18 protein-coding genes are annotated in these 24,200 nt (G+C 65.4%); 12 read left to right on the top strand and 6 right to left on the bottom strand.

The genetic code is table 11. The annotated features are described in order from the left end of the window. Positions 1-146 precede the first annotated feature (146 nt). The 5 genes from U4Y90_RS28440 to U4Y90_RS28420 all read left to right on the top strand — a co-directional run bounded on the left by U4Y90_RS28440 (position 147) and on the right by U4Y90_RS28420 (position 9,877). Entirely contained in the window at positions 147-1,142 is a 996-nt protein-coding gene (locus tag U4Y90_RS28440; protein WP_321799648.1) for a UDP-glucuronic acid decarboxylase family protein, read from the top strand. A gap of 2 nt (positions 1,143-1,144) precedes the next feature. Further along, on the top strand, positions 1,145-2,140 hold the full coding sequence (galE, locus tag U4Y90_RS28435) for a UDP-glucose 4-epimerase GalE (protein WP_321799646.1): 996 nt from the start codon (positions 1,145-1,147) through the stop codon (positions 2,138-2,140). A gap of 72 nt (positions 2,141-2,212) precedes the next feature. Next, positions 2,213-3,679, top strand: coding sequence for a UDP-glucose/GDP-mannose dehydrogenase family protein (locus U4Y90_RS28430; RefSeq protein WP_321799645.1), 1,467 nt, complete (start codon positions 2,213-2,215; stop codon positions 3,677-3,679). Then, complete coding sequence (locus U4Y90_RS28425; RefSeq protein WP_321799644.1) at positions 3,676-6,300, top strand: glycosyltransferase family 2 protein; 2,625 nt, start codon at positions 3,676-3,678, stop codon at positions 6,298-6,300. The genes U4Y90_RS28430 and U4Y90_RS28425 overlap by 4 nt, the downstream gene beginning before the upstream one ends. A 442-nt stretch (positions 6,301-6,742) precedes the next feature. Continuing rightward, positions 6,743-9,877: an acetoacetate--CoA ligase gene (locus U4Y90_RS28420; protein WP_321799642.1), complete on the top strand. Its 3,135-nt coding sequence runs from the start codon at positions 6,743-6,745 to the stop codon at positions 9,875-9,877. 60 nt (positions 9,878-9,937) lie between these two features. Here the strand turns inward: U4Y90_RS28420 and murJ are convergent, their stop codons facing one another. Next, a complete protein-coding gene (gene murJ, locus U4Y90_RS28415; protein WP_321799641.1) occupies positions 9,938-11,311 on the bottom strand; it encodes a murein biosynthesis integral membrane protein MurJ in 1,374 nt (457 codons plus the stop codon). A gap of 305 nt (positions 11,312-11,616) precedes the next feature. Between murJ and U4Y90_RS28410 the strand changes: the two genes are divergently transcribed. From U4Y90_RS28410 to U4Y90_RS28390, 5 genes are all read left to right on the top strand, one after another. Continuing rightward, positions 11,617-12,624, top strand: coding sequence for a glycosyl hydrolase family 28-related protein (locus U4Y90_RS28410; protein WP_321799639.1), 1,008 nt, complete (start codon positions 11,617-11,619; stop codon positions 12,622-12,624). Positions 12,625-12,726: 102 nt separating this feature from the next. Then, positions 12,727-13,020 (top strand): hypothetical protein, encoded by a 294-nt coding sequence (locus tag U4Y90_RS28405; RefSeq protein WP_321799637.1) that lies wholly within the window; start codon positions 12,727-12,729, stop codon positions 13,018-13,020. Between the two features lie 170 nt (positions 13,021-13,190). After that, entirely contained in the window at positions 13,191-14,225 is a 1,035-nt protein-coding gene (locus U4Y90_RS28400; RefSeq protein WP_321799636.1) for an SGNH/GDSL hydrolase family protein, read from the top strand. Between the two features lie 164 nt (positions 14,226-14,389). Then, entirely contained in the window at positions 14,390-15,007 is a 618-nt protein-coding gene (locus U4Y90_RS28395) for a dihydrofolate reductase family protein (protein ID WP_321799634.1), read from the top strand. A 70-nt stretch (positions 15,008-15,077) separates the two neighbouring features. Continuing rightward, complete coding sequence (locus tag U4Y90_RS28390; protein WP_321799633.1) at positions 15,078-15,860, top strand: DUF4239 domain-containing protein; 783 nt, start codon at positions 15,078-15,080, stop codon at positions 15,858-15,860. Between the two features lie 34 nt (positions 15,861-15,894). Here U4Y90_RS28390 and bktB read toward each other — a convergent pair whose 3' ends face one another. The 4 genes from bktB to U4Y90_RS28370 all read right to left on the bottom strand — a co-directional run bounded on the left by bktB (position 15,895) and on the right by U4Y90_RS28370 (position 21,814). Continuing rightward, entirely contained in the window at positions 15,895-17,091 is a 1,197-nt protein-coding gene (bktB, locus tag U4Y90_RS28385) for a beta-ketothiolase BktB (protein ID WP_321799631.1), read from the bottom strand. A gap of 42 nt (positions 17,092-17,133) precedes the next feature. Beyond that, the gene (locus U4Y90_RS28380) at positions 17,134-18,807 is read right to left on the bottom strand and encodes an electron transfer flavoprotein-ubiquinone oxidoreductase (RefSeq protein ID WP_321799629.1); all 1,674 of its coding nucleotides are present in this window, start codon (positions 18,805-18,807) and stop codon (positions 17,134-17,136) included. Between the two features lie 36 nt (positions 18,808-18,843). Next, positions 18,844-20,646 carry an acyl-CoA dehydrogenase gene (locus tag U4Y90_RS28375; protein ID WP_321799628.1) on the bottom strand — a complete coding sequence of 601 codons (1,803 nt, stop codon included), beginning with the start codon at positions 20,644-20,646 and terminating at the stop codon, positions 18,844-18,846. Between the two features lie 163 nt (positions 20,647-20,809). After that, positions 20,810-21,814 (bottom strand): AraC family transcriptional regulator, encoded by a 1,005-nt coding sequence (locus U4Y90_RS28370; RefSeq protein ID WP_321799626.1) that lies wholly within the window; start codon positions 21,812-21,814, stop codon positions 20,810-20,812. Between the two features lie 284 nt (positions 21,815-22,098). On the opposite strand from U4Y90_RS28370, the gene U4Y90_RS28365 reads away from it, so the two are divergent. Together U4Y90_RS28365 and U4Y90_RS28360 are read left to right on the top strand one after the other, a co-directional pair. Beyond that, positions 22,099-23,046: a lyase gene (locus U4Y90_RS28365; RefSeq protein ID WP_321799671.1), complete on the top strand. Its 948-nt coding sequence runs from the start codon at positions 22,099-22,101 to the stop codon at positions 23,044-23,046. Positions 23,047-23,145: 99 nt separating this feature from the next. Further along, a complete protein-coding gene (locus U4Y90_RS28360; protein WP_321799624.1) occupies positions 23,146-23,763 on the top strand; it encodes an HAD family phosphatase in 618 nt (205 codons plus the stop codon). Between the two features lie 46 nt (positions 23,764-23,809). Here U4Y90_RS28360 and U4Y90_RS28355 read toward each other — a convergent pair whose 3' ends face one another. Further along, positions 23,810-24,133 (bottom strand): hypothetical protein, encoded by a 324-nt coding sequence (locus U4Y90_RS28355; RefSeq protein WP_321799622.1) that lies wholly within the window; start codon positions 24,131-24,133, stop codon positions 23,810-23,812. Positions 24,134-24,200: the final 67 nt, after the last annotated feature.

Here is a 24,200-nt window from a genome sequence, read left to right as displayed (position 1 = left end):
GCCGTAATCGAAGGAAATTTGTTCGTCGTACAACAGAGCACATTCTTTTGGCTGATGAATATCGGTTCGCGGGGTGAGTGATCCGCAAAGACGGGGAAAGGAACCAGCCGGATCACTCGGACAAAAACCAATAACCGAAGACCACAATGACTAAAACATTGATCAGCAATACGAACAAACGTCCGGTTGTCATGGTAACGGGCGGTTCGGGATTTCTCGGCAGTCACGTCTGCGACCGGCTCGTGCGGGAAGGCAAGCATGTCGTATGCGTCGACAATTTCATGACGGGCCGTCGCGCCAACGTCGCGCATCTGCGCTCATCGCCCCATTTCACGCTGATCGAAGCGGATATCTCCGTGTCGCTGCCGCAGATCGACGTGACGGAGATCTGGAATCTCGCCTGCCCCGCGTCGCCGCCGACCTATCAGGTCGATCCCGTGCATACGATGCTCACCAACGTGATCGGCATGAAGCACTGCCTCGATCTCGCTTATGACACCGGCGCGCGTGTTTTTCAGGCATCGACGAGCGAAGTCTACGGCGACCCCGAAGTGCATCCGCAAACGGAATCGTATCGCGGCAAGGTGAATCCTATCGGCCCGCGCGCGTGTTACGACGAAGGCAAGCGCGCCGCCGAAACACTGTGCTTCGACTATCGCCGCATGTACGGCACCGATGTGCGCGTCGCGCGCATCTTCAATACCTACGGTCCGCGGATGGATCCGCAGGACGGGCGCGTCGTGTCGAACTTCATCGTGCAGGCGTTGCGCGGCGATCCGCTCGAAATCTATGGCGACGGCTCGCAGACGCGCTCGTTCTGCTATGTCGACGACCTCGTCGAAGGCTTCTTTCGCATCATGCGTGCGAGCGCCGCGCCGGAAGGCCCGGTCAATCTCGGCAATCCGGGCGAATTCACGATGCGCGAGCTCGCGGAACTGGTGATCGGCATCACGGGCACGTCGTCGTCGCTCACGAACAAGCCGCTGCCCGTCGACGATCCGAAGCAGCGCCGCCCCGATATCAGCAACGCGCAAGCGCTGCTCGGCTGGAAGCCGCAGATTCCTCTGCGCGAGGGGCTATCGTCGACCATCGCATACTTCAGCGCTGAGCTCTGGCTCACGCCGCTCGCGGAGGAGTGCTGATCATGAAAGCGCTCGTTACCGGAGGCGCCGGTTATATCGGCAGCCATGCATGCAAGCTGCTGGCGCGTGCGGGGCACACGCCGATCGTGTTCGACAACCTCTCGACGGGACATGCGGATGCGGTCAAATGGGGCCCGCTCTGCATCGGCGATCTCCTCGACGCCGCTGCGCTCGACGACGCCTTCGCTACGCATCGTCCCGACATCGTGATTCACTTCGCCGCGCTCGCCTACGTGGGCGTGTCGATGCAGGACCCGGCCAGCTATTACCGCGTGAATGTCGGCGGAACGCAATCGCTGCTGGACGCGATGCGCCGTCACGATGTGCCGCGCATCGTGCTGTCGTCGAGCTGCGCGACCTACGGTATTCCCGCCGCGTTGCCCATCAGCGAGGACACGCCGCAGCAGCCTGTGAATCCCTATGGCTTCACGAAGCTCGTCACCGAACGCATGGCCGCCGACTATGAGCGCGCGTACGGGCTGCGCTGGATCGCGCTGCGCTACTTCAACGCGGCGGGCGCCGATCCGGAAGGCGAGCTCGGCGAACGTCACGAGCCGGAAACGCATGCAATTCCGCTCGCCATCGGCGCTGCGCTCGGCACGGGTCCGGCCTTCAGCGTGATGGGCACGGACTACCCGACGCCGGACGGCTCCGCGGTGCGCGACTACGTGCATGTGAACGATCTCGCCGATGCGCATCTGCGCGCGATGGATCATCTCCTGCGAGGCGGCGAAAGCGGCGCGTTCAATCTCGCGACCGGACGCGGCACCTCGGTGCTCGAACTGCTCGATGCCGTGCAGGCCGCAACGGGCAGGCAGGTGAATGCGAAGCATGCACCGCGCCGTCCCGGCGACCCGCCCGCGCTTTACGCGCAGGCGGAGAAAGCGGCGCGCGTGCTCGGATGGAAGCCGCGATACACCGACATCGGACCGATGGTCGAAACGGCGGCGAAATGGTTCATCGACATCGACAGCCCGGTCGACGCCGAATCGCTGTAACGGGCGGCAAGCACAAAAAAATATCGACAAGACCAGACTGAATCAAATCAATCAAACTCGGGGAGCAACAAAATGACCGTACGTATCGCAATCGTGGGGACCGGTTATGTCGGTCTCGTGAGTGGCGCGTGCCTGGCCGATCTCGGACATGACGTCGTCTGCATCGACAACGATCCCGCCAAGATCGATGCATTGAATCACGGGCGCATGCCGATCTATGAACCGGGCCTCGACGAGCTCGTCAGCCGCAACGTGCAACGCGGTACGCTGCGCTTCAGCCTCGATCTGCCGGCGAGCGTGAAGGGACGCGAAGCGGTGTTCATCGCGGTCGGCACGCCGTCGCATCCGGGCACGGACCGCGCGGACCTGCGCTATGTGATGGCAGTCGCGGAACAGGTCGCGCCGAATCTCGATCAGTTCGCGGTGATCGTCACGAAGTCCACGGTGCCGGTCGGCACGAATCGCGAGGTCCAGCGCGTGGCGCAGCGTTGCCTTGCGCCGGGCCAGTCGTTCGCGGTCGCATCGAACCCCGAGTTCCTGCGCGAAGGCTCAGCGATTCAGGACTTCATGCATCCGGACCGCGTCGTGTTCGGCACCGACAGCGAAGCCGCCGCCGCGATCATGCGCCGCATCTACGCGCCGCTCGCGCAAAACGGCTATGAAGTGCTCGCGACCGAAATCGAAACGGCCGAAGTCATCAAGTACGCCGCCAATGCGTTTCTCGCCGTCAAGATCAGCTACATCAACGAGATCGCGGATCTGTGCGAAGTCGTCGGCGCGGACGTGGATCGCGTGGCGGCGGGCATCGGTCTCGATCGCCGTATCGGCGCGGCCTTCCTGAAGGCCGGTCCCGGCTGGGGCGGCTCGTGCTTCCCGAAAGACACGCGCGCGCTGAAGGCGACGGCCTCCGAGCATGTCGTGCCGATGCGCATCGTCGAAGCGGCAATCGAAGCGAACACGCGCCGCAAGACGGTGATGTTCGAGAAGATCGAAGCGGCGTGCGGCGGTTCGGTCGCGGGCAAGCGCCTCGCCGTGTTCGGCCTCACGTTCAAGGGACAAACCGACGACATGCGCGAAAGCCCGAGCGTCGGGCTCATCCAGATGCTCGAGGAACACGGCGCGAAGATTCGCGCGTACGATCCGTCGCGCCCGGCCGAGGCCGCGCGCATGCTGCCGAACGTCGGCGTCGCGGCCACGCCGGTCGGCGCGGCGCGCAGCGCGGATGCGCTCGTGATCCTCACCGACTGGAAGGACTTCACCGAATGCGATCTCGGCGAGCTGGCCGCCTATATGGCCGATACGGTGATGATCGACCTGCGCAATCTGTTCGACGAGGATACGGTGCGCGACAGCGGCTTCCGCCAATATGTGCGGATCGGGCGCCAGACGTCGGCGGAGCATCGCGCGCCGGCTGTCGAACGCCGTGAACGCCGTCCGCGCGCCGGTTTGCGCAGCCCGCGCGCCGTCCATCCGGACACGGCGCGGCAGGAAACCGTCGCGGATCTCGCCGCGACGATCGAAGCGAGCGAGGCCGTATGAGCTCGCCGGCCGCTCGTCCCGAAGAACTGGAGCGAGCCGGCCGCGACGCGGAGCATGCGCGCGCGGCCGGCGAAGCGGACTCGTCCGCGCCGTTCCTCGTTCCGTTGCTGTCCGCACGGCAACGGGTCTCCTTCACGCTGCTCGCATCGTGCTGGCTCTTGAGCCTCGTCGCATTCTGGACGTGGTGGCTGCGGCCGGAACACGATGTCGATGCATTCCGTTACGCGGTGAACTGCGCAGTGCTCTTCTGGACCACGGTCATTCCCGGCTACTTCGTGCTGGTGTTCTCTCGCGCGCGCGTGCCGAATCGCGCGCGCGCGATTCCCGCCGGGCTGCGCGTGGCGATGGTGGTCACGAAAGCGCCGTCGGAACCGTTCTCCATCGTGCGCAAGACGCTGCTCGCGATGCTCGCGCAGTCCTATCCGCACGACACCTGGCTCGCCGACGAAGATCCTTCCGACGAGACTGTCGAATGGTGCGTGCGTCACGGCGTGCATCTCTCGACGCGCAAGGGCGTGGCCGACTATCACAACGCGTCGTGGCCGCGACGGACGCGTTGCAAGGAGGGCAACCTCGCGTACTTCTACGATCAGTTCGGCTACGCGAACTACGACTTCGTCGCGCAACTCGACGCGGACCACGTCCCGCAGCCGGGATATCTCGAAGCGATGCTGCGGCCCTTCGCCGATCCGGACGTGGGCTACGTGTCGGCGCCGAGCATCTGCAACAGCAACGCGGCCGAAAGCTGGGCCGCGCGCGGACGGCTGCATGCGGAAGCGGCGTTGCACGGCGCGCTGCAGGCGGGACATAACGGCGGCATGGCGCCGCTTTGCATCGGCTCTCACTACGCGGTGCGCACGAAAGCCTTGCGTGACATCGGCGGTCTCGGGCCGGAACTCGCCGAAGACCACTCGACCACGCTCATGATGAACGCGCATGGATGGCGCGGCATTCATGCGCTCGATGCGATCGCGAGCGGCGAAGGCCCGCGCACGTTCGCGGACATGGTCACGCAGGAATTTCAGTGGTCGAAGAGCCTCGCGGTAATTCTGCTCCGCTATACGTCGTCTTATTTCGGCCGTCTGCCGTTACGTCTGAAGGCGCAGTTTCTGTTCGCGCAACTATGGTATCCGCTCTTCTCGCTGACCATGGCGGCAAGCGTCGCGATGCCGGCGATCGCGCTCCTCACGCACCGGGTCTGGGCCGACGTGCCCTATACGGCTTATCTGCTGCATGCGGCTCCGGTGACGGCGAGTATCCTGCTGCTGATGGCCTGGGTGAAAACCACGGGCTGTCTGCGGCCGCACGACGCGAACGTCGTGTCGTGGGAAGGGCTCGCGTTCCTGTTCGCGCGCTGGCCGTGGTCGCTTCTGGGCGTCGCATCGGCTGCGCTCGACTGCGTGCGCGGACGCGAGTTTGCGTTTCGCGTGACGCCGAAGACGGCCGGCGCGGACCCGGTCGCACCGATGCGCGTCGTCGCGCCGTACTTGTGGCTCGCGCTCCTGTGCGGCCTGCCCGTTCTGCTCGTCGGCGACGCGGACAATGCCCGCGGCTTCTACGTGATTTCGATGTTCAATGCCGTCGTGTACCTGGCCATCGCAATGCTGATCGTCGTCGCGCATGCGCGCGAGAACGGGCATCGCCAGTCGATGTTCGCGCCTCTCTTCGCGCAAGGGCCGCTCGCGAGGCGCGCCCTCATCGTCGCCACGGTACTCGTGTTGCTGGCGGGCGGCTATCTCCGGCTCGGCCAGGGCATCGAGGCGCTAATGTGGCGCGGCGGCGCGATCACGCCCGCCGTGGCCGCCGAGCCGCCGAAGCTCGGCGCCTATGATCCGGACCACGCGTACGCGCTCGCCGACACGCTCGACTACGAGCACATCTTCGTGTCGTGGGCGGACCCCGCCGCCGCCAGCGCGATCCACGATGCAGGCAACTATGCGAGCCTGCGCAAACGAAGCCTCATGGTCACCGTGGAACCGTGGACGGCGACATCGCGCAATCCGCATACGCTGCTGCGCGACGTGAAGCTCGGCGCGTACGATGCCGAGATCGACGGTGTGTGCATTGCGCTGCGCGGGCTCGGCACGCATGTGAAAGTGCGTTGGGCGCAGGAGATGGAAACGGCGACCGGCCGCTATCCGTGGGCCGCGAACGATCCCTCGGGCTATATCGACGCTTACCGGCATTTCGTCGATCGATGCCGCGCGGGTTCGAAGCTGCTGAGCTTCGTCTGGTCGCCGCGCGGCGACACGCCGCTCGCCGCGTATTTTCCCGGGCGCGGTTACGTCGACGAGATCGGCCTGTCCGTCTTCGATTGCCCGACGTGCGCCATGGGTTCGAAGGAAGGCGCGCCATCGGCGACTAAGCTGCTGCGCGACAAGTACGCGCGGGTTCAGCAATACGGTCTGCCGGTGATGGTCGCGGAGCTGGGCGTGGAAGGCTCGCCGGAACGCCAGCGCAATGCATTGTCGGCATTGCGCGACGTGCTGCCGGGCATGCCCTTGCTCACGGCGGTCGTCTACTTCAATTCGCCGGATTCGCCGGGCGCATGGCCGCTCATGCACACGCCCGACTGGCGACTCGATCCGACCTTGCTGGGCTTGCTCGAACCTGCGCGATAGCAGTGCGCGGCGTGCGGCTTGTGTCGCACGCCGCGCCGCTTGGCGCACTCGCAACACGCCCGGAACCGCGCGTGCATTCCACCGGATTGCATCGCTCTGAAAGCGGTGCTTACTTCACGCAACTGGATACGTTGTCTGCAACACAAGGGCCAGTCCGCGACGAAACAGCAATGCGACCGATCGGTCATCTTCGATGGCCGACGTCATTCGTACCGAATCCCTTCAAGCCTCTCCAATCAGCAGACGACTTTTGTTCCTCTCCGCACATTGCGGAGCGATCTGGCTGGATACGCTTCATCGTCGAAGACAAACGGTCCGCCCGGAATCGGACCTCGACAGACAGAGAGCGTCCCCAAGACGCCACGCACAACTCAAAGATTCAAAAATAAAAAGGCAAACCAACGGGACCAGGTATTGCCATCACAGCTGAGGGAGCATCTTCATGGATCGTTCGAAATCGCCTGGCGAGGCGAAGTCGCGCCTGCCGATCTTCAACCAGAACCCCGAGCGCGCTGCGCAGTCGCAGATGGCCGCGTTCACCAGGGCCTTGCAGGCAGACACGGGGCAGCCGTTCACGCGCTACAGCGAGTTGCACGACTTCTCGATCCGGGAATACCGGCTCTTCTGGAAACATTTCTTGCAATGGACGCCGGGACTGCAATGGTCCGGCCAAGCCGAGCCCGTGTGCGCCGGCGAGGTGTGCGAACACGCGCGCTTCTTTCCCGAGGTCACGCTGAACTATGCGGACAACCTGCTCGGGTTTTCCATCGCCCCCGCCGATGCGCCCGCGCTCACCGCATGTCACGCCGATGGACGCCGCGTGCGTCTCACGCGCGGCGAGTTGCGCACGCGCGTCGCGCGCCTCGCCGACGCGCTCACGCAACTGGGCTTGCGCGAAGGCGACCGGGTCGCGGGCGTGATGCGCAACGATGCCGATGCGATCGTCACCGCGCTCGCCGTGACCGCGATCGGCGCGACGCTATCCACCGCCGCGCCCGAGATGGGCATCGAGACGCTGCTCGACCGCTTCACGCAACTCGAGCCGCGCTTCCTGTTCGCGCACACCGCCGCACAGCCGTTCGACACAGGCACGCCGCTCGCGCGGAAGATTGCCTTGCTCGCCGACGCGCTGCCTTCGCTCACGAGCGTCGTGAGCCTCGACGGCGATCCATCGGCCGTGCGCGCCGCGCCGCCCGTCAATTCGCTCGACGCGTTGCTGGCGGCCGGCGATCCGGCGCGCGTCGAATGGAAGCGCTTCGGCTTCAATCATCCGCTGTTCGTGATGTTCTCCTCGGGCACCACCGGCAAGCCCAAATGCATCGTGCATGGCACGGGCGGGAGCCTCGTCGAGCATCTGAAAGAGCATCGGCTGCATTGCGAACTGCGCCCCGGCGATCGCATGTACTTCCACACGAGTTGCGCATGGATGATGTGGAACTGGCAGTTGTCGGCGCTCGCGTCGGGCGTCGAAGTCGTGACCTACGACGGACCGATCGGCTCGGTCGATACGCTGTGGCGGCTCGTCGCCGAAGAGCGCGTCAACGTGTTCGGCACGAGCCCGGCCTATCTGAAGATGTGCGAAGACGCCGGGCTCGTGCCATCGCGTGAGTTCGATCTGCGCGCCCTTCGCTCGATGATGTCGACCGGCGCGATCCTCTTCGACGCGCAGTTCGAATGGGTCCGCGACAACGTGAAGCCGTTGCAGTTGCAGTCGATTTCCGGCGGCACCGACATTCTCGGCTGTTTCGTGCTCGGCCATCCCGGCCTTCCCGTGTACGCGGGCGAAGCCCAGTGCAAGAGTCTCGGGCTCGATGTCCAGGCGTGGCGCGACGGCGCGCGTGCGCAAGGCGTCGGCGAGCTGGTGTGCGTGAATCCGTTTCCGTCACGCCCGCTCGGATTCCTGAACGATCCGGACGGCGAGCGCTTTCATAAAGCCTATTTCAGCGCCAACCCCGGCGTTTGGACGCATGGCGACCAGATCGAGTTTCCGCCGGAAGGCACCGCGCGCCTGCACGGACGCAGCGATGGCGTGCTCGTCGTGCGGGGCATCAATGTAGGGCCCGGTGAAATCTACCGCGTGCTCAACGATATTCCCGAGATTCGCGAGGGCATCGTCGTGCAGCAGCGCATGCGCGACACGACCGCCGATGCGCCCGGCAAGCTCATCGGCGAGCGGCTCGTGCTGCTCGTCACGCTGAAACCGGGTGCGCGGCTCTGCGGCGCGCTGATCGCGCGGATACGCCGCGATCTCGTGCGCCGCACGTCCGCCGCCCATGTCCCCGATGTGATCGCGGCCGTCGACGATCTGCCGGTCACGCATAGCGGCAAGCTCACCGAAGCCGCGGTGCGCAACGCGGTCAACGGACTCGACGTGACCAACGCCGCCGCGTTGCGCAATCCCGCATCGCTCGATGCGATCCGCCGGCATCCGGCCTTGCAGCACCGGTCCGAAGACTTGCCGCAGACCTACGCCACGCGCGAGGAACTGGAACGGCTGCTGCAAACTAAATGGGAGCAGTTGTTCGCGTTCGCGCCGATCGGGCGCGACGACAATTTCTTCGAGCTCGGCGGGCACTCGCTGCTCGCGGCGCGTCTGCTCGCGGAACTGCAACCGGTCACCGGACGGACGATCCCGCTCGCGACCATGTTGCGCGCGCCGACCATCGCGAAGCTCGCCGACGTGATCGACAACGGCGCGCTGCCGCAGACCTCCGAAGTGCTCGTGCCGATGCGCGAAGGCGAAGGCGCGCCGCTCTTCCTCGTGCACAGCGTGACCGGGTCCGTGCTCGAATGCACGCGTCTCATCGGCAGCATGCGCAAACAGCGCCCGGTCTACGGCCTGCAGGCGCTCGGCCTCGATGGCGAGACGCCGCCGCAACGCCGCGTCGAGGACATGGCGAAGACTTACGTCGAGCAGATACGCAAGGTTCAGCCGAACGGACCGTACGCGCTCGCGGGCTTCTCGTTCGGCGGGCTGGTCGCGCTCGAAATCGCCCAGCAGTTGTTCGGCGCGGGCGAGCAGACGGAATTCGTGTGTCTGCTCGACACCTACGTGCAGGAACGCTGGCTGCCGTGGTTCGCGTTACTCCAGTTCCGGCGCGACTACGCGAGCCGGCTGTGGAAGACGCTCGCGAGCATGTCGCCGCGGGAACGCACGGGTTTCGCGCTCGCCAAGTTCTTCGCCGCGACGAACAAGGTGGCGATGCGCCTCGGCCGCGTGCCGCGAGCGCCGTCGAAACCGGCCGCCGCCGGCGATCCGATGCCGCCCGTGCTGAGGCGCATGCGCGACACGTTCCGCACCGCGATGAACAACTACCGGCCGAGGCCGTACGAAGGCGGCCGCATCGTCTACGTGCGCGCCGCTTCGCGCGAGGAAGACCGGGGCGACCCGCTGCCGCTATGGCGCAAGATCGCGCGCAGCGGTCTTACGGTCGCGGAAGTGCCGGGCAATCATGCGGGCGTCATCGAAGAGCCGGGCGTCTACGCCGCCGCGGCGGCGCTCGACCGGGACTACGGTGTCGAGAACGAGTCGGAAGTGAAGCGGCGCGCTCACCGCGTGATGGTGCGGGGCGCGTAGCGCGTTGCAGGATCGTCGGCCGTTGCCCGAAAGGGAGCGGCTGACGATCGAATGGCGCGATTAGTGACTATCCTTCCCTTGCTCGCCGGCATAGAGCGGCGCGAAACGCGTCCAGAAGAAATAGCAGAGGAACACGCTCGCCGCACCGACCCCGGTGCCGAGCGGCACGCCCAGCGGGCCATAGAAGCGAATCAGCACGGCATTGGCCGCCAGCTTGGTCGCGAAGCCCAGAACCGATATGACCGTGATGGCCTTGTAGCGCGCTTCGCTCGCGAACAACTGGATGAGCACGCACATCCCGAAAGAGAACGGAATCTGCGAAAGCCCGAAGCGGAACAGGCTCGTCACCGCGACGGTGTCCTCGCTCGTGAACGCGCCCTTCTGGAAAAACAGCTTGATCGCGTACGGCGCGAGCGCATAGGCGACGACCGAGCCCGCCAGTCCCACGGCGAGCATCACGAACGACCATTTGCGCGCCGTGCTGCGCGCCCGCGCGTGATCGCCGCGATGCAGGATTTCCGAGAGGATCGGCAAGGTCGCGCGGCTGATCGCGATCGCGCCCATGCTCACGAGCAACGAGAGCAGCCGGTTCGCGTAGCCGAGCGTCGCGATCGCGCCATCGCCCATGCGCGCCATGAAATACTGATCGACGGGAAGCCACAGGTTCGCCACCACCGAGCCGATCAAGAGCATGCCCATCGACCGCGTCATGCCCGGCCACTGCGGCGCGCGCAGCGAGAGGCGCGGACGCGCGGGCACGCCGTCGGCGCGTCGTGCGAGTATCCGCAGCCAGACCGCCTGAATCACGATGCCGATCGTCGTGCCCACGATGAGCGGCATGATCGACGTGTTCTCGCGCGCGCTCAGCACGAACACCAGCAGCGCAATGGCCGGCACGCATTCCAGCAGCGTGTTGATATGCCTTTCCGACGCCTGCAGCCGCGCCGCCGAGATGCAGATCGTGAACGCCAGCACGCCGACCGGCGTCATCCCGACGACCATTTGCCGGCACATCTCGCGCGTCGATTCGGCGAGGCTGCCCGAGAAGAAGCCCACCATGTGAGGCCAGAAGAAATAGAGCAGCAGGGAAAACACGACGCCGATGGCAAGCCCCGCGCCTTCGACTTCGCTCAAAAGCTGGTTCTGCTGGGCCTTGTCGTTTCTGAGCGCGACGAGCGCGGGAACGAGCAGCACGCTCAACTGATTCGTGATCGTCGCGGGCAGCCAGGTGACCATCGTGAGCGCGAGCTGATACGCGTCGACGGTGCCGCTGATCCCGTATCGATACGCGATCGCCATTTCCTTCGACGCGCCGATGAATTTCCCGGCGAGAACGAACAACAACAGGACGAACGCGCTCCTCGCGATGCGCTTGTGATCCTGATGAACGCCAAGCAGACGCTCTCTTAACGATTGCACCGTTGCGGTCAGCACTCTCCCTCCGGCAATTTGACCTCGATTGGCGCCGGACCGGCTGGCCGCTCGCGCACCGGGGGAGAGTGCATCAAACGCGACGGGCGGACTGTTCGCCACGCCACCGGCGCGCGATGATGCAAATTTGCACCAGTCGTCCGCGTTCCCGGCTGGTGCGCTACCGTGCAGAAGTTCGCGGCCGTACCGTGCGACAGTTGCGGCTGCCCGCCTGATGACCGGGGCTTCGTCGTCGTGAAAACCGCAGCGCGCCTGGAAGGTAAATGAAGAAATCCATTGTGGTTTTCGTAATAGTGATCGTCGTTTCCGTGCTCGCGATCAACACGCCCGGCGTGACACGGCATGCCCAGATGGTTTCCGCCGCATGGGACGACGGCCGCCTTCTGAACCGGCTGACCTGGCACAACCTCAAGCACTGGTGGCACCGCCTGAGAGGCGAAAGCGATGACGACGGCGGCCATCGCGCCGGCCTCACGAGTTCGCCCGTCCCTGCGACGGCGAATTGTCCCGAGACATCCTTCACGCCGCCGAAGCTGGTCGATCCGCGCAGCCCGAAGGCGTTCGGCGCCGCCGGCAACGGCAAGACCGACGACACCAAGGCGTTTCAGGCCGCCGTCGATGCCGGCGACGTGCTGGTGCCTGCCGGAACGTATCTGCTCAATCACACGGTCGTCATCACGGCCAGCAACCGGCATATCCAGTGCGAGCCGGGCGTGACGCTCAGGAAGACCGTCCGCGGGAACAGCAACATGTTCAACTTCGAGGGTCCGTCGACGGGGAACAGCGTGGTCGGCTGCAATTTCGTGGGCGCCAATCCGACGCGCATCCGCGAATGGGACCGCCCCGGCGAATACGATATTCCGGTCCAGACCAACGGCGCGGTGGACAACTTCGTCCTCGCGGGCAACAGCTTCCGCGATTTCTTCGGCCAGTCGATGTTCCAGACCGAAGGCCAGGGCGGTGGCACCGGGGCCGTTCTGGTGTTCAACTCGTTCGCCAACTGCCCGCTCTACGGCATCGCGCTGGTGGGATCGGTCAACGGACGCGTTGCCTACAATCTCGCCGACAACTGCCGCATGGGCCCCGAAAACAACGACGCCACGCAGGACACCGGCGGCAATGTCCTCGAATGCAACCGCATGGTCAACGGCGGCAACATCACCGGCGGGGCGAATGGCGAGGGCGGCGTCGACTATAGCGGCAACGTCGTCCGTCATAACATCCTCGACGGCGGCTATATGCAGATCAGCCCGCCGGAACATGGCAAGCCGGCCCGGTACATCGACAATACCTGCAACGACTGCGGAACCGAATAAGGGCATCGCGCCGCCATCCTCATTCTTCGCTCACTATCGATGTCCAGAATCCTTCTCAACCGATGCGTGCCCACGCCGCACCGCGTTTCCAGGAGAAGGATCATGAACAAGATCGGATCTGTCGCCGTCGCTACGGTGTTCGGAATCGGACTGGTGAGCAGCGCCCAGGCGCATGTGTTCGTCGGCATGGGCGTCGGGATGCCGGTGGTGCCCGTCTATGCACCGCCTGTCGTGGCGGTTGCGCCCTTCGCGCCCGCGGTTCCGCTCGCACCGGTTGCGCCGGTGCCCGTCTATGCACCGCCCGTCGCCTATTACGCGCCGTCCGTCGCCGTCGGCTACTGGGGCGGACATCCGGGCTGGGGTTATCGCCACTACGCGGCCGGCTACTGGCGCTAGAGGGCGCTGACTTTCGTTGGTGCGCGCCGCGCGCCGCTTCGCTTTCACGCGCGGCGCATCTTTCTTGCTTGCGATCCCGTGGATAGACAAGTTCGCGGCTCCATCCTCGCCTGACGACGCGCCGTCGCCAGGCGCCAAGCCGCACGGCCGACCACGGGACGGGAGGAACGATGCGCCACGAAGGAATCACAGCCGGCATACGCCGCGCAATTTCTGCCTTGCTGATTGCACTCCTTACCTCATGCGGCGGCGGCAGCGGTGGCGGAGGCGACTCGGGCAGCAACACGGTATCGGTGCCGGCGGGCGGCGTGAAGCTGCAGGTGGTGGCGTTCGGAGACAGCCTGTCGGACGTCGGGACCTATGCGCCGCTCGCGAGCACGGTCGGCGGCGGGCGCTTCACGACGAACCCGGGACAGGTGTGGACGCAGGACGTCGCGCAATATTACGGCGACACGCTCACGACGGCGTTCACGATCGACCTCGGGCACGAGCTGAAGCCGCAAAGCGGGCTGGGCTACGCGCAAGGCGGCTCCACGGTCGCGACGCCGGCCGATCAGAACCAGTTCCTCACCGACGTGATCGGCGATATCGAGATGCCGGTCAACCAGCAGATTTCGAGCTATCTTTCCGCGCACGGCAGTTTCAATTCGGGCCAGCTCGTGCTCGTCTGGGCCGGCGCGAACGACGTGCTCCGCGCGGGCACGCCGCCCGCCGCCAACACGACCGTACAGACCGCGGCCAACACGCTCGGGCAACTCGTTGCGAAGATCGTGCAAAGCGGGGCCACGCATGTCGTGGTGGTGAACGTGCCGAACATCGGTCTGTCGCCCGATGGCATCAAGTCATCCGATGGCGGCGGGAACCTCACGCAACTGTCGCAGCTTTTCAATGCGACCCTGACCTCGGCATTGCAGGCCAACGGTCTGCAGGGCAAGGTCATCGTGGTCGACTCCTACGCGTGGACGACGCAGACCATCGGGAACTATCGGGCCAACGGATTCACCGTGTCCAACACGGCCCAGGCGTGCGACCCGTCGAAGACGCCCCACGACACGTCGCTGCTCTGCTCGCCCGCCACTTACGTTTCGTCGAACGCGGACCAGACCTACATGTTCGCCGACGACCTGCACCCGACGACACGCATGCACGCGCTCTTCGCGCAATTCGTCGAGCAGCGGATCGCGGCGAGCGGACTGGGGCACTGAGCGGATCGGAGGCCCGCGCGGTTCGAGTGGTTCCGGCGGCGGGCTGACGCGATCCGCGACGCCTGCCGCAACGCCTCGACGTGCCTGCGCGCCGCTGTCGATTTTCCGCCGGATCGTTCGTCGTATGTACGGACCGATCGGGTCCACAGACCTGGAGAACGTACATGCGCAAGCTCATCGTTTCGACTTTCATCAGTCTGGATGGCGTGATTCAGGCGCCGGGCGGCCCCAATGAAGATACCAGCGGCGAATTCCGCTTCGGCGGCTGGATCGTTCCCTATGCCGACGAAGCCATCGGCCAGCACGTGCAGAGCCTGCTTGCGCAGCCGTTCGAACTGCTGCTCGGGCGTCGCACGTACGACATCTTCGCGTCGCACTGGCCGCACGTTTCGGCGGATTCGAAGAGCCGCGCCATCGCCGACGTGTTCAACCGCGTGCCCAAGCATGTGGCCACGCATCGATCCGGCGATCTCGGCTGGCAGAACAGCCATGCGCTCGCGGGCGGCCTCGCCGACGCGGTGCGCGCGCTCAAGGCTCAGGACGGCGCGAATCTGCTGACCTTCGGAAGCGGCGAGATGGTGCGCCAACTGCTCGCGGCCGGTCTCGTGGATGAACTCTGCCTTCTGGTTTACCCCGTCATGCTGGGACGCGGCAAACGCATGTTCGGCGACGACGCGCTGCCGTCCGCTTTCACGCTCGCGCACTCGGCGCAGACGCCCGGCGGCGCGCTCGTCACGCGCTACCTGCGCGGCGGCGACGTGCGCACCGGCGCGTTCGAATGACGATCGACGATTCGATCGACGGCGGCGCCTGTGATTAAATGGGCTCTCCGTTCCGCCGGTGCACCTCCCGATGACGAGTACCTGGCTGCACAACCTCCCGTTATGGCAGATGACGCTCGTGGTATTCGGCGCAACCGGTATCGTGGGGGCGGGGATTTACTTCGTGGCGGGCCGGCTTGCGGCCAGTGCACACCGGCGGTCGTTCACGGCGCTTTCGCCCGGCCTGCTCTCGCCGATCGGCGTGATCTTCGGATTGCTCATCGCCTTCACGGCCGCGCAGGTCTGGAACGATACGGAGCGCGCCAACGCCGCGGTCGACGCGGAAGCCGGCGCGCTGCGATCCATCGTCGTGCTGTCCGCGGTGTTCCCGCCAGATGCGCAGATGCAATTGCGAAAGCTGGTGCGGGAATACATCGGATACACCGTCGACACCGAGTGGCCGATGATGGCGCAAGGCGCCGTCACGCTGAAAATCAGCCCGCCCAAGCTGAACGAGGCGCTGCGCTTCGCGCTCGCGTTGCCGGCGAACACGCCCGGACAACAGACCGCGCAGCGCCAGATGGCGGTGTCGCTGGAGCAGGCCCTCGAAGCTCGCCGGCAGCGCATTCTGGTGAGCCGGTCTGAAGTCAGCGGCATCAAATGGCTATGCCTGAGCTTTCTCGCGGCCTGTCTGCTGTTTGCGATCGCGCTGGTTCATGGCGAAAACCGGCTGGCGTCCGCCGTCGCGACCGGGCTGTTCTGCGCGAGTCTCGCAACGACCATGTTGCTGATTCTGTCGCACGATCGCCCGTTCTCGGGAGAAATCGCCGTGAAGCCCGAACCGCTATTGCAAGTGGTCCCCGCGGACCCATGATTTCCGCGGGGCGCTCAGCGTCGAATCGATTCGATCACTGGAGGTTTTCGAAGATCGCCGCGATCCCCTGCCCGCCGCCGATGCACATCGTGACGAGCGCGTACCGGCCGCCGATGCGCTTCAGCTCATAAAGCGCCTTGACGGTGATCAGCGCGCCCGTCGCGCCGACCGGGTGGCCGAGCGAAATGCCCGAACCGTTCGGATTGACCCTGGCCGGATCCAGCCCGAGTTCGTTCGTCACCGCGCACGCCTGCGCAGCGAAGGCTTCGTTGGCTTCGATCACGTCGAGCTGACCGATGTCGAGACCCGCGCGTTCGAGCGCCTTGCGCGTCGCGGGCACCGGACCGATGCCCATATACGCCGGATCGACGCCCGCGTGAGCGTAGGACACGAGCCGCGCGAGCGGTTTGGCGCCGCGTCGTTCGGCTGCGCCGCGCTCCATCAGGAGCACGGCTGCCGCCGCGTCGTTGATGCCCGATGCGTTGCCGGCCGTCACCGTGCCGTTCTCCTTGACGAACACCGCCTTCAGCTTGTCGAAGTCGGCGGCGCTCGCGTCGTGGCGCACGTGCTCGTCGGTGTCGAAGACGGCTTCGCCCTTTTTCGCGCGCACGGTGATCGGCAGAATCTGGTCGTTGAAGCGCCCTTCCGCGATCGCGTGCGCCGCCCGGCGATGCGATTCGAGCGCGAGCGCGTCCTGCGCCTCGCGGGAAATGCCGTATTTGCGCGCGACGTTCTCCGCCGTCACGCCCATGTGGATCGTCTGAAAGGGATCGTGCAGCGCGCCGAGCATCATGTCGACGAGCTTGCCGTCGCCCATGCGCTGTCCGAAGCGCGCGCCCGGCAACGCGTACAGCGCGCGGCTCATGGACTCCGCGCCGCCGCCGATCGCGATGTCCGCATCGCCCAGCATGATCGTCTGCGCGGCCGAGACGATCGCCTGCAGCCCCGAGCCGCACAGACGATTCACCGTCAGCGCCGGCGTGTGCTGCGCAACGCCGCCGTTGATCGCCGCGACACGCGCGAGGTACATGTCCTTCGGCTCGGTATGCACGACATTGCCGAACACCACGTGACCAACCTCGTCGCCCGCGACGTTCGCGCGCCGCAGCGTCTCGCGCACGATCATCGCGCCCAGTTCGGTCGGAGGGAAATCCTTCAGACTGCCGCCGAAGTCGCCGATCGCTGTCCGCACCCCGCTCACCACCACTACGTCACGCATTGCTTCGCCCATCGATTCGCTCCTGTTCGTTTGCGCATCTGCGCATTTCGACGATTACATGTTCGGATAGTTGGGTCCGCCGCCCCCTTCCGGGCTCACCCATACGATGTTCTGCGTCGGGTCCTTGATGTCGCATGTCTTGCAGTGCACGCAGTTCTGCGCGTTGATCTGCAGGCGGTCCTGCCCTGCGTCGTCCTTCACGAACTCGTACACGCCCGCCGGGCAGAAGCGCGCTTCCGGACCTGCGTACGTGCGCAGATTGACGTCGACCGGCACGCTCGCATCCCTGAGCGTCAGATGCGCGGGCTGGTCTTCCGCATGATTGGTGTTGGAAATGAACACGGACGAGAGCCGGTCGAAGCTCAGCTTGCCGTCCGGTTTCGGATACTCGATCGGCCTGCACTGCGCAGCGGGCTTGAGCGTCTCGTGATCCGCATGCCGGTGACGCAGCGTCCACGGCACCTTGCCGCCCAGCATCTTCTGCTCGATGCCCACCATCAGCGTGCCGAGATAAAGGCCTTTGCCCATCCATTGCTTGAAGTTGCGCGCCTTGTGCAACTCCTCGTGCAGCCATGAACGCCTGAACGATTCCGGATAGGCCGCGAGTTCGTCCGACCGGCGGCCGGCCTGCACGGCGTCGAAAGCGGCATCGGCGGCGAGCATGCCGGTCTTGATCGCCGCGTGCGAGCCCTTGATGCGCGATGCGTTGAGAAAGCCCGCGTCGTCGCCGACGAGCGCGCCGCCCGGAAACACCAGCTTCGGCAAGGACATCAGCCCGCCCGCCGTGATCGCGCGCGCGCCGTACGACACGCGCTTGCCGCCTTCGAGATATTTGCGGATCGCCGGATGCGTCTTGTAGCGCTGAAATTCCTCGAACGGCGACAGATACGGATTCGAATAGCCGAGACCGACGACGAAGCCGACCATCACCTGATGGTTGTCGAGGTGATAGAGGAACGAGCCGCCATACGTGTCGCTGTCGAGCGGCCAGCCCGCCGTGTGGATGACGAGACCGGGCTCGTGCTGCGCCGGATCGATCTCCCACAGCTCCTTGATGCCGATGCCGTACACCTGCGGATCGACGCCGTCGCGCAGACCGAAGCGCTCCGACAACTGCCGCGCGAGATGACCGCGCGCGCCTTCGCAGAACAGCGTGTACTTCGCGTGAAGCTCCATGCCGAGCTGGAAGGCTTCGGTCGGCTGACCGTCGCGGCCGACGCCCATGTTGCCCGTCGCGACGCCCTTCACGGAGCCGTCGTCGTGATAGAGCACTTCGGCGGCGGGAAAACCCGCGAAAATCTCGACGCCCAGCGCTTCGGCCTGCTGGCCCAGCCAGCGCGTGAGATTCGCGAGGCTGATCACGTAGTTGCCGTGGTTCTTGAAGTTGTCCGGCAGCGCCCAGTTCGGCACCGCTCGCGCGCCGGACTCCGACAGGAACAGGAAGCGGTCCTCGGTCACTGCGACATCGAGCGGCGCGCCTTGCGCTTTCCAGTCGGGGATGAGTTCGTCGAGCGCGCGCGGGTCCATCACCGCGCCCGACACGATATGCGCGCCGATCTCCGAGCCCTTCTCCAGCACGCACACGCCGATGTCGGCGCCCTGCTCCGCCGCGCGCTGCTTCAGGCGAATCGCGGCGGACAGTCCGGCGGGCCCGCCGCCGACGATCACCACGTCGTAGTCCATCGATTCTCGCGGGCCATACTGCTCGATCCAGCTTGCCGACGTCATGCGCTCCTCCATGTCTCTTCCGGGTCCGCGTATGCGTCAGAACTGCGCGTCGCTCAAGGCGAGCAACGGGTCGTCGCCCTGCGCCGAAACGATCGCCGTCTCGAGCCCGCGCGCCTGCGTCAGCACGTATTCGGAGAAGCAATGCGCGGTCGCGATCTTCGCGCCGTAGAACGCCGGATCGTCGGCGCGCTTGCGTTGCGCCACCAGCAGCGCACGCGCCGTCTGCCAGCCCGACAGCACGATGCCCGCGAGCTTCAGATAGAGCACGCTGCCGGCGAACACCGCGTTCGGGTCGCGCCTGGCCGTTTCGAGCACGTATGCGACGACGTTCGCGAGCGCCTCGCGTCCATCGGCAAGGCGCCGATGCATCGCGTCGAACACGCGCGCGGCATCGCCTGCATCGACCGACTTCAACGCGTCGAGCGTTTCATCGATCTGCGCGAGGAGCGCATGCGCCGCCGCGCCGCCGTCGCGCAGCGTCTTGCGGCCGACGAGATCGTTGGCCTGAATCGCCGTGGTGCCTTCGTAGATCGACAGGATGCGCGCGTCGCGATAGAACTGCGCGGCGCCCGTCTCTTCGATGAAACCCATGCCGCCGTGAACCTGAACGCCGAGGCTCGTGACTTCGTTTGCCATTTCGGTGCTCCAGCCCTTCACGACCGGGACGAGATATTCGTTGATCGCCCGATGGCGTGCGCGGCTCGCGGCATCGTCGTCATGATGGGCGAAATCCGCGTGCGCGGCCGCGACATAGGCGAGCGCACGCGCGCCTTCGGTCATCGCGCGCATCGTGCCGAGCATGCGGCGCACGTCCGGATGCCGGAGAATCGCGACCGAGCCCGCGCTCGAACCGTCGACGGGGCGGCTCTGAACGCGGTCCTTCGCATACGCGGCAGCCTTCTGATAAGCCGCGTCGGACAGCGCGATGCCCTGCAGGCCGACGCCGAAGCGCGCCGCGTTCATCATGATGAACATGTACTCGAGACCGCGATTCTCTTCGCCCACGAGATAGCCGGTCGCGCCGCCCTTGTCGCCGTACTGGAGCACGGCGGTCGGGCTCGCCTTGATGCCGAGCTTGTGTTCGATGGAAACGCACTGGACGTCGTTGCGCGCGCCGAGGGTGCCGTCGTCGTTGACGAGAAACTTCGGCACGACGAAGAGCGAAATGCCCTTCACGCCTTCCGGGGCGTCCGGCGTGCGAGCCAGCACGAGGTGGACGATGTTCTCGGCCATGTCGTGCTCGCCCCAGGTGATGAAGATCTTGGTGCCGAACACCTTGTAGGTGCCGTCGCCCTGACGTTCGGCGCGCGAACGCACGAGCGCGAGATCGGAGCCCGCTTGCGGCTCGGTCAGATTCATCGTGCCGGTCCACGCGCCTTCGATCAGCTTCGGCAAATAGCGCGCCTTCAATTCATCCGAGCCGGCGATCAGCAATGCCTCGATGGCGCCGTCGGTGAGCAGCGGGCACAGCGCGAACGAAAGATTGGCCGCGTTCAGCATCTCGATGCACGGCGACGCGATCAGCTTCGCGAGTCCCTGTCCGCCGAATGCCTCCGGATGGCTGATGCCTTGCCAGCCGCCTTCCGTGTATTGGCGGAAGGCGTCGGCGAAACCGGCGGTCGCCGTGACCGCGCCGTCGCGCCATGTGCTCGGCTCCTGGTCGCCCCGCGCGTTCAGCGGCGCGATGACTTCGGCGGCGAGCTTCGCGCCTTCGTCGAGAATGGCTTGCGCCGTGTCCGCGTTCGAATCGGCGAGGCCCGGAAGCTGACTGACGCTTGCAATGTCTGCCAGTTCCTCCATGACAAACATCATTTCCTTGACGGGCGGCATGTAATTCATCGATGTCTCCTGAGCCAACAGCATTTCGATGAAATACGCGCTGCGGCAGCAAATGTTGATGTGTTGCGGTGCATGGTATCAACGCTGCCGGTTTCCTTTGCTACCGGAACCTGCCCTTTCACTGACAAAACGTGCCAAACGAGACTCGGCCGATCGCAGCGCGTCACGCGCCCGTTCGCTGTCGGTACGCGGCCGGCGTGCTGCCGGTCCAGTGGCGGAAGGCGCGATGAAACGCGGTCGGATTGTCGAACCCGACATCGTAGGCAATCGCCGCGATGGCATCGTCCGAACGGGTGAGACGCTGAATCGCGATATCGCGGCGCACTTCGTCCTTGATCGCCTGGAAGGTCGTGCCTTCCGCTTCGAGACGCCTGCACAGCGTGCGCACCGAATAGTGCAACTGCTGCGCGACGTCATCGACGGTCGGCGTCGTCGGCAGGCCGGCGGCGATGCAGTGCCGCACCCGATGGCACACCATTTCCTCCGTGAACGACACGAAAATCCAGTCTTCGGGCGCGCGCTGAAGGAAAGCGTCGAGGTCGGATTTGCGCTGCCGGATGGGACGGTCGAGATAGAGCGCATCGAACGCGATGTGCGTGCGCTCGCGCCCGAAGCGCACCGGTCCCGGAAAGAGATACAGCAGATCGCCGGACTGCGCGGGGCGCAGAAATTCGAACGCCGCTTCGACGAGCGGAATCCGCTCGCGTATGAGCCACGAAGCGACGCCGTGCACGAGCTTCAGCATCAGCTCGCGCGCGAGCGCGCTTGCCGGCGGCCCGTTCGGATTCGCGACGAATTCGACGGTCGCATGGCCTTCTTCCCGGCGCGACACGAGCTGAAATTCGTCGAGAACCAGATGAAAGAACTGCCCGAAGCGATGCAGCGCCACTTCGAGACGCGGCGCGTCCAGCAGACTCAGGCACAGGAACTTGAGCGTGCCGTTGCGCAGCGGACGCGCGAAGATACCCGGCATCTCGTCATCGAGTTCCATGGCGAGCAGCCGGTAGAGCGTCGAAAACTGCTCTTGCGTGACGCGCGCGGCCGGCATGCCGAGCAGATCGTGCGGAATGCCGGAGTGCTCCGCCAGCCGGGCGACCGCGGCGCGGTCGGCGCCAGCGAGGAAGCCGTTGACGACCGAAATGGGAACAGTGGCGGAAGGAGGCCGCATGACGAAGTCGTAGAGGGTGGAAACGCGAGGCTGATTTTGTCATAGCACGAAGGCGTTCAGTTCGCGGTGTCTTGATCGGTGTCACGCGGCAGGGCCGCCGTCCGGATGCCATCGACGACCGATTTCCCCATCGGTGACACAATAGCCTGCGGTCGTGATAACAGGTCCATGTCCGGCGCGGAGGCAAAATGATTCACATCGCGAGTTCGGCAGTTTTTGCTAAAACGAGCGGAAGTCGCGCATCCCGATTCTTCCGGCATCTCGCGCCGCTTCTCGCCGGCGTGATGTTCGCCATGAGTCCGGCGCAGGCTCAGTCGCCGGCGTTCTCGACATTCCCCGTTCCCGCCGGCAGCGCTCCGCACGATGTCGCGCCGTCGCCCGATGGCACCGTCTGGTACACCGCGCAGGCGCAAGGCGCGGTCGGACGGCTCGACCCGCGTAGCGGCAAGATCGAGCGCATCGCGCTCGGCGACGGTTCCGCGCCGCACGGCGTGATCGTCGGGCCGGATCGGGCGGCATGGATCACCGACGGCGGTCTGAACGCGATCGTGCGTGTCGATCCCGGGACGCTCGCCGTCTCGCGCTTCCCATTGCCCAAGGACCGGCAGAACGCCAATCTCAACACGGCCGTTTTCGACAAGCGCGGTCATCTGTGGTTTACCGGGCAAAGCGGAATCTACGGCGAGTTCGATCCGGCAAGCACCCGCATGCGTGTGTTCGACGCGCCGCGCGGGCCCGGCGCTTACGGAATCTGCGTGACGCCGGACGGCAGCCTGTACTTCGCGTCGCTGGCAGGCAGCTACCTCGGGCGCATCGATACGGTGAGCGGCGAGACGCAAGTCATCGAGCCGCCGACGCGGAACCAGGGCGCGCGCCGCGCGTGGGCCGATTCGAAAGGTCGCGTCTGGATCAGCGAGTGGAACGCGGGACAGGTCGGCATGTTCGATCCGGCAACGAAGCAATGGCGGGAATGGCGGCTGCCGGGCTCCGATCCGCACGCATACGCGATCTTCGTCGACGATCGGGACATCGTGTGGCTCAGTGAATGGAGCGCCAATGCGCTGGTGCGCTTCGATCCGCGATCCGAGACATTCGAGACGTTCGGCCTGCCGCGTGCTCACGCGAACGTACGTCAGATGATGGGCCGCCCAGGCGAAGTCTGGCTGTCCGAATCCGGCACCGATCATCTGCTGGTGTATCGGTCGGGCGCATCGCCGCCGGGGGCGAAGTGAGTCGACCGGGATGCCCCGGCGGCGCTTTGCTTCCCGCGCGGAACTGCATGTTTTTGTCTTGGTAGCATCATCGCGCGCCCCACTTTTCCGGCTCCGACCATGACTTCCGTCACCGTATCACTGGTTCTTTTCGACATGGAAGGCGTGCTGACGCATTACGATCGCGACGTGCGCGTCGCGCATCTGGCGGCGAGCACGAACTGCTCGCCGGAGAGCGTGCGTCATGCGATCTGGGGCTCGGGGCTGGAAGCGCGCGCGGATGCGGGCATCATCGATGAAAACGAATATCTCGCGACGCTCGGCGCGATGCTGAATCATCCGGTCAGCAAGGACGAATGGCTCGCTGCGAGGCGTGCGTCGATCACGCCGAACGAGCAGACACTGGCGCTCGCCGGGCAGCTTCGGAGTTCATGCAGGATGGCCATCCTCACCAACAACTGCCATCTCGTCACGGATCATCTCGACTATCTGAACCCTGCCGTCGATCGCATGTTCGGCAACGCGGTCTATTCGTCCGCCTCGTTCGGCGCGACGAAACCCGCGGCACAGGCGTACCTTCGCTGCGTGGAGGAAATCGGTGCGCGCCCGGGCGAAACGCTCTTTATCGATGACACGGGCGCCAATGTTCAAGGCGCAATCGACGCCGGATTGATCGGTTACAAGTTCGAAAACGCCGCGACGCTCAAACGTGAATTCGAGCGCCTCGGCCTTTTATGACATATCGATCATGCGGCGCCTCAGTTCGAGACGCCGCCCTGCTTACTTACTTGTGGGCAGCCGGTGACACCACGCTCGGCGTCGCCAGCGTGTTATTGCTGGTTGCGGGCGCGCTGGTCTCGGCCTTCGTGCCGCTGTTCGCACTCGGCAGACCCGAGTTCGGGGATTTGGCGGACATGCCGCTCTCCGAATTGGTGGCGCCCGGCGTGCCATAGCCGCCCGTTGCGCCGTTCACCTGATTCGATGGGCTAGCCGTGCTGCCCGCCGAACCGCCGCCGTTCGCGCCGCCTGCCGTCTGTGCATAGGCGCCGCCCGCCGACAGCGTGAGTGCGGCGACGGCCGCGATGAATGCGCTGCTTGCCTTGCTCATGATCCGACCCTCCGTGATCAGTCAGGAATGTAAGCGCAGACGATTGACGCCTGCTCGACCATGAGTG

The sequence above is a fragment of the Caballeronia sp. J97 genome (genome assembly GCF_905220305.1).
GTDB lineage: Bacteria > Pseudomonadota > Gammaproteobacteria > Burkholderiales > Burkholderiaceae > Caballeronia.
The sequence above is the reverse complement of the archived record's forward strand: the minus strand, read 5'-3'. Positions and strand labels throughout refer to the sequence as shown.